Annotated in this window: 13 protein-coding genes and 1 riboswitch; of the genes, 3 read left to right on the top strand and 10 right to left on the bottom strand. The window is 63.8% G+C overall.

Annotation, left to right across the window (positions count from 1 at the left end; translation table 11 throughout):
- From AB4Z11_RS08940 to cobT, 10 genes are all read right to left on the bottom strand, one after another.
- The coding region (locus AB4Z11_RS08940) for a cobalamin biosynthesis protein (RefSeq protein ID WP_442024543.1) at positions 1-233 on the bottom strand (233 nt) is incomplete at its 3' end.
- A complete protein-coding gene (gene cobU, locus AB4Z11_RS08935; RefSeq protein ID WP_442024541.1) occupies positions 227-787 on the bottom strand; it encodes a bifunctional adenosylcobinamide kinase/adenosylcobinamide-phosphate guanylyltransferase in 561 nt (186 codons plus the stop codon). The genes cobU and AB4Z11_RS08940, both read right to left, overlap by 7 nt.
- A complete protein-coding gene (locus tag AB4Z11_RS08930; protein WP_442024539.1) occupies positions 784-2,073 on the bottom strand; it encodes a cobyrinate a,c-diamide synthase in 1,290 nt (429 codons plus the stop codon). Before AB4Z11_RS08930 ends, cobU begins: the two co-directional genes overlap by 4 nt.
- Positions 2,073-2,675 carry a cob(I)yrinic acid a,c-diamide adenosyltransferase gene (gene cobO, locus AB4Z11_RS08925; RefSeq protein WP_442024537.1) on the bottom strand — a complete coding sequence of 201 codons (603 nt, stop codon included), beginning with the start codon at positions 2,673-2,675 and terminating at the stop codon, positions 2,073-2,075. The genes AB4Z11_RS08930 and cobO overlap by 1 nt, the downstream gene beginning before the upstream one ends.
- On the bottom strand, positions 2,672-3,445 hold the full coding sequence (locus tag AB4Z11_RS08920) for an ABC transporter ATP-binding protein (RefSeq protein ID WP_442024535.1): 774 nt from the start codon (positions 3,443-3,445) through the stop codon (positions 2,672-2,674). The genes cobO and AB4Z11_RS08920 overlap by 4 nt, the downstream gene beginning before the upstream one ends.
- A gap of 1 nt (position 3,446) precedes the next feature.
- Entirely contained in the window at positions 3,447-4,469 is a 1,023-nt protein-coding gene (locus tag AB4Z11_RS08915; protein WP_442024533.1) for a FecCD family ABC transporter permease, read from the bottom strand.
- Positions 4,470-4,487: 18 nt separating this feature from the next.
- Positions 4,488-6,317, bottom strand: coding sequence for a TonB-dependent receptor domain-containing protein (locus AB4Z11_RS08910; RefSeq protein ID WP_442024531.1), 1,830 nt, complete (start codon positions 6,315-6,317; stop codon positions 4,488-4,490).
- A gap of 64 nt (positions 6,318-6,381) precedes the next feature.
- A riboswitch (cobalamin riboswitch) is annotated at positions 6,382-6,603 on the bottom strand.
- Positions 6,598-7,149 (bottom strand): histidine phosphatase family protein, encoded by a 552-nt coding sequence (locus AB4Z11_RS08905; protein WP_442024529.1) that lies wholly within the window; start codon positions 7,147-7,149, stop codon positions 6,598-6,600. Its footprint overlaps the riboswitch before it by 6 nt.
- Positions 7,140-7,919, bottom strand: a complete 780-nt coding sequence (locus tag AB4Z11_RS08900; protein ID WP_442024527.1) for an adenosylcobinamide-GDP ribazoletransferase — start codon at positions 7,917-7,919, stop codon at positions 7,140-7,142. Before AB4Z11_RS08900 ends, AB4Z11_RS08905 begins: the two co-directional genes overlap by 10 nt.
- Before the next feature lie 4 nt (positions 7,920-7,923).
- Complete coding sequence (gene cobT, locus AB4Z11_RS08895; RefSeq protein WP_442024525.1) at positions 7,924-8,955, bottom strand: nicotinate-nucleotide--dimethylbenzimidazole phosphoribosyltransferase; 1,032 nt, start codon at positions 8,953-8,955, stop codon at positions 7,924-7,926.
- Positions 8,956-8,975: 20 nt separating this feature from the next.
- Between cobT and AB4Z11_RS08890 the strand changes: the two genes are divergently transcribed.
- From AB4Z11_RS08890 to AB4Z11_RS08880, 3 genes are all read left to right on the top strand, one after another.
- On the top strand, positions 8,976-9,665 hold the full coding sequence (locus AB4Z11_RS08890; RefSeq protein ID WP_442024523.1) for a response regulator transcription factor: 690 nt from the start codon (positions 8,976-8,978) through the stop codon (positions 9,663-9,665).
- Positions 9,652-10,890 carry a sensor histidine kinase gene (locus tag AB4Z11_RS08885; protein ID WP_442024521.1) on the top strand — a complete coding sequence of 413 codons (1,239 nt, stop codon included), beginning with the start codon at positions 9,652-9,654 and terminating at the stop codon, positions 10,888-10,890. Before AB4Z11_RS08890 ends, AB4Z11_RS08885 begins: the two co-directional genes overlap by 14 nt.
- Before the next feature lie 68 nt (positions 10,891-10,958).
- Positions 10,959-11,986 (top strand): phosphoethanolamine transferase (locus AB4Z11_RS08880; protein WP_442024519.1); only part of this gene is annotated, 1,028 nt, incomplete at its 3' end.

Raw genomic sequence — 11,986 nt, 5'->3', positions numbered from 1 at the left:
TCGCTGGTCGCGCGCTCGGCGCTCGGCGCAACCGCGGCAGGCGTGGCAGGCGCGGCAAGCGCGGCATCGACGGGGGCGGGGCGGTTGCGGTTCAGCCGGCGTTCGAGGGCGGCAGCGAGTTTGCCGAAACCGACCAGCGGATGGAAGCGGCGTGGTTCGCCGAGCAGGAGGTCGAGCAGGACGCCGCACAGCATCAGCAGCACGGTCTGAGTCCAGTCGAGGCCTGTCAGCATGGCGTTCCTTTCAACGTGAGCGGTAGGCCGGCGGCGACGAAGGCCACGTGGTCGCAGGCGGCGGCAACGGCCTGGTTGAGGCGCCCTGCTTCGTCGGTGAAGGCGCGCGACACAGCACCGTAAGGCACTATGCCCATGCCCACTTCATTGGACACAAAAATCACCGGGCCCGCGCCGGCCCGTGCTATCTCGTCGAGCAGCGCCGCACGCTCTGTGTGGAAGCGCTGCGGCAGTTCAATCATGCCGAGGTCTGGATATGCCGTGCCATCGCTGAAGAGCAAATTGGTGAGCCACAGCGTGAGGCAATCCACCAGCACCACGCGATGCGGCGCACGCCATTGGCGCAAGACGTCGGCCAACGCAAGACCTTCTTCGACAGTCGTCCACTGTGCCGGACGCTGGCGGCGGTGGTGAGCGATGCGCTCTGCCATTTCCTTGTCGCCTGCGGTCGCGGTCGCGATGTAGATGACTTCCTTGTTCGATTCTGTCGCCAGCCGTTCGGCGTAGCCGCTTTTGCCTGAACGTGCGCCACCAAGGATCAGTGAGCGTTTCATGTGCCGCTCCGCGAGAATAAGGATGCCGTCGCTTCAGGATTCGAAGCGAAGTAGGCATGGAAGTACGACGCGTGTAACGAGCCGTGGCAATACACTGCTTCGCCTTGCGCCTCCGTGCGATGCTTGATCGTGTGCGCAATGGGCGTCGGGCCGTCTTCAAGGCGCGAGTAGTGGAAGGTGTGGCCGCGCAGCGGACCGGCTTCAGTCGGCAACGCTTGCGGACCCAGGCCGGCGAGGCGACCTTGCATGACGACGCGGCCAGGCAACAAGCGGGCCATTGACCAGGTGTAGCCGTCCTTGTCGGCGATGGACTCCGCCACAGCCATCATGCCGCCGCACTCTGCGACGATTGGTTTGCCTTGCTCGTGCGCGATGCGGATCGATGCCTGCCAGCTGGCCGCTTGCGCCAGCTGTTGCCCATATAGTTCAGGATAGCCACCGGGCAGATAGATTGCATCGGCTGACGCGGGGACCGGCTCGTCGGCGAGCGGCGAGAACCAGACGATTTGCGCGCCAAGTGCTGAAAGCGTCTCGATATTGGCGGGGTAGATGAAGGCGAAGGCTGCATCCCGCGCGACGGCGATGGTGCGGCCTGCAAGCAGTGCAGGGACAGGCGCTGCTGCCTGCGGTGGCAGCAATTTGACGGCGGGAAGCGCATCCCACGCCGCGGCATCAAAATTCAGCTGATCGGCCAGCGAGTCGAGCAGACCGTCGATTTCCGGTTGCTCGTCAGGCAGCACAAGGCCCAGGTGACGCTCCGGAAGCGACTGCGCCTGCTTCGGCAAACTTCCAAGCAAGGGAATATCGCGCAGCGAGGAAGCCACCATGGCCGCATGTCCAGCGCTGGCAACGCGATTCGCGATCACACCTGCCATGCGCACTGGCCCGTAGTCGCGCAGACCCTGAACCAGCGCGCCGGCGGTTTGCGCCATCGCGCCTGCATCGATCACCGCCAGCACGGGCAATCCGAATTCGTTGGCCAGATCGGCCGCGGACGGCGTGCCGTCGTAAAGCCCCATGACACCTTCGATGAGGATGGCGTCGGCGTCGCGGGCTGCGTCCGCCAGCAGTCGCTGGCACGCATCGCGCCCGACCATCCATAAATCGAGCGTCTGCACTGGTGCGCCGCTGGCGCGCGCGAGAATCATTGGATCGATGAAATCCGGGCCGCACTTGAACACGCGTACACGCTTGCCGTCGCGGCGCAGTTTGCGCGCCAGCGCGGCGGTCACGGTAGTTTTACCCTGACCGGATGCAGCAGCGGCGATCAGTACAGCCTTTGCCATCACCACTCCGTTCCGGGTTGCGCAGCGATGCCGGCTTTGAAGGCGTGCTTCACGACGTTCATTTCGGTGACCGTGTCCGCAACTTCGATCAGCTCCGGCGGCGCTGCGCGTCCGGTGACCACTGCGTGCTGYATTGGCGGGCGATCGAGCAGGTCGGCGATCACCATATCAACGTCCAGATATTTGTACTTCAGCGCGATGTTCAGCTCATCAAGGATCACCATGCCGTAGGCAGGATCGCGCAGGAAAACGCGCGCCTGTTCCCAGGCTGCCTGCGCTTTCTCGATATCGCGTTCGCGGTTCTGCGTTTCCCAGGTATAGCCCTCGCCCATGGCGTGAAAGCTGCACTCGTCCGGGAAGCGGCGCAGGAAGATCTCCTCGCCGGTGGACATGGCGCCTTTGATGAACTGCACCACGCCGACCTTCATGCCGTGCCCCATGGCGCGCATCGCCATGCCGAAGCCGCTGGAGCTCTTGCCTTTGCCATTGCCGGTGTTGACGATCAGGACACCGATGTCCTTATCCGCCGCGGCGATTTTGGCGTCGATTATGGCCTTCTTGCGCTCCATGCGTTCGCGGTGACGTTCATTGATGTCGTTCATGCGCTGCTCTCCAGGGGAATGAAGATCGTGCGGCTTCCGTGGCGCACGACGTCGATCGGGTGTTGAAGGTATTCGCTGAGGATGGGCGGTTGCATGACGTCGGACACCGGTCCGGCCAGCCAGCGTCCATCGCCCATCAGCAGCAGCGCATGCGTCGACACGCTGTGCGCCAGGGTCAGGTCGTGGCCGACCATGACAACGGTTTTTTTCTGTTCGCGGCACAGCTTTGCCAGCAGGGCCATCACACTGACCTGATGCGCCAGGTCGAGCGCATTGGCCGGTTCGTCCAGCAATAGCAACGGAGTGTCCTGCGCCAGCAAAGCGGCGATGGCGACGCGTTGCCGCTCGCCGCCGGACAGCGTGCGCACATCGCGCTCGGCCAGGTCAGCGACTTCCATCGCTTGCAGCGCGCCCAGTGCTGCGTGATGATCGTCGCTGTCTTCCCAATAGCGGTTGCCGTGATAAGGATGGCGCGCGGACAGCACCGTTTCTATCACTGAGTAGGAAAACGCGTCGTTGCGCGACTGCGCCAGGAAGGCGCGGGTACGCGCCAGGTCGGCCAGCGGCCAGTCGGCCAGTGCACGGCCTTCGACCAATACACGTCCGCTTTCCGGTTCGCGCAAGCCCGCGAGGGTGCGCAGCAGGGTGCTCTTGCCCGCGCCATTGCGGCCAATCACGCTCCAGCATTCGCCGTCGCCGACGCGCCAATCCAGCGCGTCGACCAGCGTGCGGCGGCCGATAGTGAGTCGTAGTTGTTCAGTTGCGATCATCTTATTTCCTCAGCCGGTGCAGCTGGTACAGGAAGACCGGCGTGCCGACCAGCGCCGTGACCACGCCAACCGGCAGCTGCTGGGGCGCAATGATGGTGCGCGCCAGCGTGTCGGCCAGCACCAGATAGGCGCCGCCGACCAGTGTCGCGGATGGCACCAGCAATCGGTGGTCCGGTCCGAAGGCGAAGCGGCAGGCATGCGGTACGATCAGGCCGACAAAGCCCACGCTGCCTGCGCTGGTCACCGCGCTTGCGGTCAGCAGGGCGGAAATGAAGAACAGGCCTTTGCGCAGCACGCCAACGTTGATGCCCAGTGTTGCTGCCGCTTCTGCATGCAGGGCCATCACGTTCAGTGCGCGCGCCTTGCGCAGGGCGTAAGCCAGTGCGAATACCAGCACTATCCATGGCAGCCAGCGTACCGATGCTCCGGACAGGTCGCCGATCAGCCAGAACACCATGCTGCGCAGGCGGCTGTCCGGTGCGATCGACAACATCAAGGTGACAAGGGCAATGCAGGCCGAAGACAGGATCACGCCCGTCAGCAGCAGCAACGACGTGCCGCCTTCTGCCGCGGTACCGCCGCGCAGGTCGCGCCGTGCCAGTACATACAGCATCAGCGACACGGCCACCGCGCCGCCGAATGCCGCCGCGTCAATTATCCATGCCGCGCACATGAACAACAGCGCCGCCAGCGCACCTACCGATGCACCGGACGACACGCCCAGCACATAAGGGTCCGCCAGCGGATTGCGCAGCAGCGCCTGCATCATCATGCCCGCCAGAGACAGGGAAGCGCCGGTGACGAAGGCCGCCAGCGCGCGGCTGATGCGCAGATCGAGCAAGTTAGCCGCCAAAGAATCCGGATGGCCATCCAATAATTCGCGCAATGCGCCTGGCATGTCTGCCAGTGGAATCGAAACCGAACCAGTCATGCCCGCGATCAGCAGACTGGCCAGAGAAAGGAGGACTAATCCGGCGCTTATCAGGCCGGCCCGGTTTCGCAATTGGGCGGAGAATGGATGCATGGCGGCAGCTTACCCGATTTAGTGGAAGCCGTAACGCAGGGCGGCGAACACGCTGCGGCCGGCTGTGGCGTAATTGCGCGCCAGCTCATACTGCTTGTCGCCCACGTTATTCACGCGCAGCAGCGCAGACCAGTCGTGCGTGAACTGACAGGTGGCAAACAGGTTGAGCAGACCATAGCCGCCAAGACGGTTCTTGTTGGCGGCATCGTCGAAGCGCGAAGCGGACAGCTGCCATTCTGCGCCAGTGTGCAGCTTGCCGGCGTCGTATTCCACGCCGATATTGCCGTGGCGTTTGGCGCGGCGTACCAGCGACTTGTTGAGCGTATCGTCTTTCGGGTCCTGGATATCCGCATCGGCCGTCAGAGTGAACGCGCCGAGGCGCTGGCGGGCCGACATGGTCAGACCTTCCAGTGTGGCCTTGTTGACGTTGTAGGCGCAGCCGAAAGCGAAGCCCGGTTGTGGGCACGGCGAGAAATTAACCAGCAGGTCGGTCAGCTTGTTGCGGTAGTAGGCCGCGGTAAAGGCGGTACTGCCGTTGTCGAAGTTCATCCCCACATCGGCATTGTGGCCGCGTTCCGGACGGTTGGTGGGCAGGCCGAAACTTGGGTAGTACAGTTCATTGAAGGTCGGTGCCCGGAAGCTGGTGCCGTAACTGGCGTTCAGGCGCAGTGCGCTTGAAAGGCGATAGCCGTAGCCCAGCGAGCCGGTGACCTTGCTGCCGTATTGCGAGCTGTCGTCGTTGCGAGCGCCGATGCTGAGCAGGTGCGGGCCGCGGTTCAGCTGATAGCTGGCGGCAACCGAGTTGGTGGTACGGTCCTTGGCGACGGCAGCGACATTACTTTCGACTTCTTCCTTGCGGTGTTCCGCCAGCAGTTGCAGCATGTCTTCGCCGAGGCGGAAATCGTTCTGCCAGCTGAAGGTGGTTTGCTTGGTGTTGATCTGGCTATCCGTAGACGTGAAGCTGCCGGATTTGTCGCGGCTCTGCGAAGCCTGAGTCAGCATGGACCACGCTGGCAGAATCGCGTTTCGCGAATAAATAGCGATATTGTCCAGCGACTGTACGCTGTCGGCGCGGCTGGTCTTGCCGCTGTCGAATTGCGCCTCGGTGCGGCTGTGCAGGAAGACGAGGCCCAGTTCATGGCCTGGCGCCAGCTGCCATGCAAATTGACCGGCGGCGTCTTCGCGTTGATAGCCGTCGTCGTCTGGATTGAAGGAGCTGCTGGCCGGCTTGGTGGCGGAGAAGCCGTCCGAGCGCTCTTTGGCCGCGCTCAGGGCATAGCTGATCGGGCCACTGCTGCCGGAAACGGCTGCCTCATAAACGCGCGTGCCGTAAGTGCCGCCGCCGACAGAAGCGCTGATTTCCGGTGCGCCTTTGCCTTTCTTGGTGAAGATCTGAATCACGCCGCCGATGGCGTCCGCACCGTACAGGGTGCTGAGCGGGCCATAGACTACTTCGATGTGGTCGATGGCTTCCAGCGGAATCGCGTTCCATGCCGCCGTGCCGCTGGTGGCGGAGCCGATGCGTACGCCGTCCACCAGCACGACGACCTGGTTGCCGTTGGCGCCGCGCAGCAGTACGCCGGAGTTGGTGCCCGGACCGCCATTGCGGGTGACTTCGATGCCGCGCTGGCGTTGCAGCAGTTCCGTGATGGAGCCGGCGCCGGCGCTGGTGATTTCTTCGGAACTGATGGTCAAGGTATCGGCGACCACGTCGCGCGCGGCACGCGGGGTACGGGTGGCGGTCACGATGATCGAATCGAGGGCAACGGTTTGGGCTTGCACGCTAGGCGCAGCAATAGCCAGGGCGAACGACGCGAGGGCCGCTTGCCGGGTGACGGGAGATGTCATGACAATTTTCGTATTTGAGCTACCAGCCCACGTCCCCGTAGGCCAGATTCACACGGAAGCGCGGACGCTTCCACCTGATTTGGCCGGTATCCGGGCTGGCAGGTCTGACTGTCGGGCCTTCCCATGCTTGCGCACAGTGGCTGAGGAGACAGCTGCCGCTCTTGTGGAGCAGCACTTGCTTACCGTTGCGGGGGCAGCACACGTTGGCCATCGGCGATGGCTTCGTGTTTCCCGTTTAACTGCGATCGAGACCTCGATCGCGGGCACCAAAACTTGCGAATTATAACTCGATGACGCTGCCGTAGGGGATGGCGTGGGGCGCCGCAGCCGCTTTCAGGGCCGCTGCGTGCAGTGGCGCACCGTTGTGCAGCGCTTGCATCAGGCGGATGGTGCCGGCGTGGCAGACCACGATGGCAGGGCCTGTCAGCTCTCGTAAAAAGAATTGCACGCGCCGGGCGGCGTCCAGCACGGACTCGCCACCGCCGGGGCGGTAGTGGAGCAGATCGGCGGCCCAGGCATCGACTTCGGCGCGGGGAATGTCGTCCCAAGCGCGCAGTTCCCAGGCGCCGAAATGCAGTTCGGCGAGGCGGGCATCGGGTATTGCCGCGGCGGGACGGCCGGGCGTGGCGGCCAGCAAGGCGGCCAGTTCGGTGCAGCGGCGCAGGGGACTGGTCCAGATCGGCGCCGCGCGCAGCAGGTCGGGCGGCAACGCAGCGCCGATGGACGCATGGCAGGCCGCGAGCGCCGCAGGATCGGGCGGCAGGTCGCTGCTGCCATAGCAAAGCCCCGGCGCGACTTGCGGCGCGGGGTGGCGAATAAGGATCAGGCCCATGCGCCGTGGCCCGAGGCGGCCAGCACGCACACATAGAAAACGGCTTCGCTCAATTGCTGCACAGCGCCCAGGCAATCGCCGGTGTAGCCGCCCAGGCGCTGCACGCATTTGCGGGCCAGCCAAAGTGCGGCCAGTATCATGCCCAGCAAGCCGATGCCCAACGCTGCGGGGGCGATCCAACCGCCCGCCGCGACCACGGCCAGCGGCACGGCGGCGGTACAGGCGGCAATGGCGAATTCGCCGCTGCGCATTTCCTGCGCCATCGGCTTGGCTTTGCCTTCAGCGCGGGCATATTCCATGCGCCAGATCAGGGCCGTGGCCATCAGACGGGATGCCGGATGGGCAACCGCCAGCGCCGCCAGCACAGCGACGGGCGGCAACGCAGACAAGGCTGCGCATTTGACCGCCAGCAGAAGGATGATGCCAATCGCACCGTAAGCGCCAATGCGCGAGTCCTTCATGATTTCCAGCACGCGCTCGCGCGTTTGGCCGCCGCCGAAGCCATCGCACATGTCGGCGAAACCATCCTCGTGGAAGGCGCCGGTGGCATAGATGCCGGTTGCTGTGGAGAGCAGCACGGCCACGGGCGCGGGAAGCACTAGTGCGGCCATTGCATAGACGCCGGCCGCAATGGCGGCGACGACCGCGCCAACCAACGGGAAATAGCGCGACGCGTGATGCAGCCAGGCCGCCTCAAAGCCGACCCACGACGGAATCGGCAGCCGCGTGAAGAATTGCAGCGCGATGAAGAAGAGGYGAACCTGCTGCATGAACTCAGACTGACTTTTCGCTGACCTGAGCCGACTCGAAAGTCGCCATCTGGTTCAGGAAGTTGACGGCCGCCTGCAGCAGCGGCATGGCCAGCGCGCTGCCGGTGCCTTCGCCCAGGCGCAGGCCCAGGTTCAGCAGCGGACGGGCATTCAGGTGTTCCAGCATGCGCTTGTGGCCAGTCTCGTCCGAGCAGTGCGAGAACACGCAGTAGCCCAGCACCTCGGGCTTGATGCGGGCGGCGACCAGCAGGGCGCTGGTGACGATGAAGCCGTCGATCACCAGCACCATGCGGCGCTCGGCCGCCTTCAGCATGGCGCCAACCATCATGGCGATTTCGAAGCCGCCAAAGGCTGCGAGCACCGGCAGGCCACCGTTGACGTCATGCAGCTGTACGGCTGCTTCGATCACGCGCTGCTTGCGCAGCACGCCTTCCGCATCAAGGCCGGTGCCGGCGCCGACGCATTCGGCGACGGGAATACCGGTCAGCTTGTGCATCAGGGCCGCCGCGGCGGTCGTGTTGCCGATGCCCATTTCGCCAAAGCCGAGCACTTTGCCAGGCAGGTTTTCAACCAGCTCCATGCCGCACTCGATCGCTTCCATGCACTGCTGGGCGGTCATTGCCTTTTCTTTGGCGAAGTTGCGGGTGCCGGGTGCGATTTTGCGGTTCAGCAGGTGGTCGCGTGGACCGAAGGTATGGTTCACACCAGCGTCCACCACTTTCAGCAGGCAACCATTCTGGCGCGCGAACACGTTGATGGCGGCGCCGCCGGCCAGGAAGTTCTCGACCATTTGCCAGGTCACGTCCTGCGGGTAGGCGGACACGCCCTCGGCGACTACGCCATGGTCGCCGGCGAAGACGAGAATGGCGGGATCATGCAGTACCGGCGCAGTGGTCTGCTGCACCATGCCGATTTGCTTGGCCAGCGCTTCCAGCGCGCCCAGGCTGCCCAGCGGCTTGGTCTTGTTGTTGATGGCGCGGTCCAGCTGGGCCGCGAGCGATTCGTCATGAACGGGGGAGATGTGTGGGATAGTCATCCGGGAATTATAATGCCCGCATGCGCATCCTCATCATCGAAGACAACCCTGACATCGTTGCGAACCTGTACGGCTTCCTGGAGCATAAGGGTTACGTGCTGGATTCCGCGGCCAACGGCTACGGCGGGCTGGCGCTGGCTGCGCAGCACGACTACGACGCCATCATTCTGGATGTGATGCTGCCAGGCCTGAATGGTGTGGAGCTGTGTCAGAAGCTGCGCGGTGAGCTGGGCAAGGCCACGCCGGTTCTGATGCTGACCGCGCGCGACACCCTGCAAGACAAGGTCGCGGGCTTCGAAAGCGGCGCCGACGACTATATGGTCAAGCCCTTCTCAATGGTGGAGCTGGAGGTGCGGCTGCGCGCCCTGGTGCGCCGCTCGCGCGGTGTGCAGGCCACCAGCCCCGTGCTGACTGTGGGCGAGCTGGCCTACGATACGGCCAATTTCGAGGCGCGCCGCGCCGGGCGGCCGCTGACGCTGACCCGTACCGGCCTCACCATCCTGCGCCTGCTGATGAAGGAGTCGCCCAAAGTCGTCACTCGCGAGGTGCTGGAGCAGGAGCTGTGGGGCGAGGACCGTCCCGACAGTGACGCGCTGCGGACTCACATCCACGCCCTGCGCCAGGCGCTGGACAAGCCGCATTCCTTTGCCATGCTGCGCACTATCCCCGGCATAGGCTACAAGCTGCTGGCAGCCGATGAAGAGGGCTGAATCCCTCAGCCGGCGCATCATCCTGGCCTATGTGGCCTTTGCGGTGGGCGTGTCGGTCATTTTCGCCGGCATTGCGGCACTGGCAGTGGAGGGTATCGAAGACCGCCTGGTGGATGATCGCCTGCGGGTCATCGCCGACTGGGCATCGCCGCGCAATGCGGGGCATTTGCCGGTCGAGATGCCGTCCGGCGTAAGCTTCCATCATGGGCAGGACGTTCCGGTATCCCTGCGCGGCCTGTCGCCGGGTGTGCACAAGATGGAGGTGGACGGCGTCTATCTGCACGTACTGGCCGCCCGCGATTCACTGGGCGACTTCGTTGTAGTCGATCACAGCACGGAATACGAGAACATTGAGATCGTGGTGTACGCCATGTTCAGCGGCGCGCTGATTGCCGTTATCGGCGGTTCACTGGCGCTGGGCCGCTGGGTGGCCAATCGCATCGTTACGCCGATCACGGAACTGGCCGAGGCGGTGGAGCAGCGCAAGGACGACCTGCCGCATCTGGACCGGGAAGATGAACTGGGCGTGCTGGCGCGCGCCTTTGCCGGGCACACGTCCGAGCTGACCCGTTTCCTGGATCGCGAACGCTTCTTCACCGGCGACGTGAGCCACGAGCTGCGTACGCCGCTGACCGTGATCAGTGGCGCCGCCGAATTGCTGATGGAGCGCACGCATGATGAGCCGGCCTTGCATGCGCCGTCCGAGCGGATCTATCGTGCGGCCCGCGAGGCCAGCGACGTGACTGCCGTACTGCTGCGCCTGGCCCGTTCGCCCGAGGTGCTGGAATGGTCGGAACTGTCGGCCGCGTCGCTCGCCCACGCCGAAGTGGCGCGTTATCAGGGGCTGGTGGCAAACCGTCCGCTGGCGCTGTGTTTCGGCGGCGGAGAAGACTTCAAGGTGCAAGGCCCGCGCGAGCTGCTGATGGCAGCGGTGGGCAACCTGGTGCGCAATGCTTGCCAGTACACCCAATCGGGTTCGGTCGATGTGCATCTGGGGCCGCGCAGTATCATTGTGGAAGATACTGGCCCCGGCCTGCCATCCAGCGCCCTGGCGCGCATGCGCGGTGAACCGGTGGCGGATGGCGAGACTTCGGCTGGCGCCGGACTGGGTCTGAGCCTGGTTCAGCGCATCTGCCACTATATAGGTGCAAGTATCGAGATCATTGAAAGATCCGGCGGCGGCACTTGCTGCATCTTGCAATTCCCTGATTTAACGAAAATTTAACGCAGTTTTCACGGTTATTTCACTTGCTCCCGGTTATCGTTTTCGGCTAAGTTGCCGGGAGTGTCTTTGTGAAATTGAAATCTTTGCCTCGTATTCATGCGCCGCTGCTGACTTTCGGCGCTTCTGTATTCCTTGTCCTGCTGTGTAATTTCAGTTTCTGGAAGACCTTCGTGGCCGCAACCGGCGGCGCGAAAATCGGCARCCTCCCGCTTTATCTGGGCGCCAGTCTGGTGCTGGTCCTGGTGTTCAATCTGATCCTGACGCTGGTCAATTTCCGCCTGCTGATCAAGCCGGTGCTGATCTTCCTGTTCCTGGTGACTTCGTCGGCCAGTTACTTCATGAGCAAGTATGGCGTGGTGATCGACGCGTCCATGGTGCAGAACGTCGTTGAAACCGATGTGCGCGAGGCGACTGAGCTGCTGAGCTGGAATATGGTTGAGACGGTGCTGCTGCTGGGCGTGCTGCCATCCATTATTGTGTGGCGGCTGCCGGTGCAGTTCCCGCCGCTGCGCCGCGATCTGCTGATCAAGCTCGGCACGATTGCCGGGTCGGCGCTGGTCGTGGTCGGTCTGCTGATGCTGCTGTTTAAGACGCTGGCGCCGGCAGTGCGCGAACACCGCGAAATGCGCTTCCTGCTGACGCCGACCAACGTCTTCCAGGCCACCAACAGCTATCTGAAACAGCGCTTCGCCGTGCCGACCGTGGTTGCGCCGTTGGGCACTGACGCCACCAAGGGCCGCCTGTGGGCTGCTGCGGGCGCTGGCGCTGGCGTTGCGGGACAGGGCAAGCATGCCGTGACCATCATCGTGGTGGGTGAGACGGCGCGCGCCATGAACTTCTCCCTGAACGGCTATGAACGGGAGACGAATCCGAATCTGAAAAAGGAGCAGGGGCTGATCAACTTCACCAATGTCAGCTCTTGTGGCACGGCGACGGCGGTGTCCGTGCCTTGCGTGTTCTCGGATTTGCCGCGTGAAGATTATTCGGAAGACAAGGCCCGCGCGCAGGAAGGTTTGCTGGACGTGCTGCGCCATGCCGGCTTCGAGGTCCTATGGCGCGACAATAATTCCGGCTGCAAGGGCGTGTGCGACCGCGT

The organism is Pseudoduganella sp. RAF53_2 (assembly GCF_052113985.1).
Classification (GTDB): Bacteria; Pseudomonadota; Gammaproteobacteria; order Burkholderiales; family Burkholderiaceae_D; genus Rugamonas.
The sequence above is the reverse complement of the archived record's forward strand: the minus strand, read 5'-3'. Positions and strand labels throughout refer to the sequence as shown.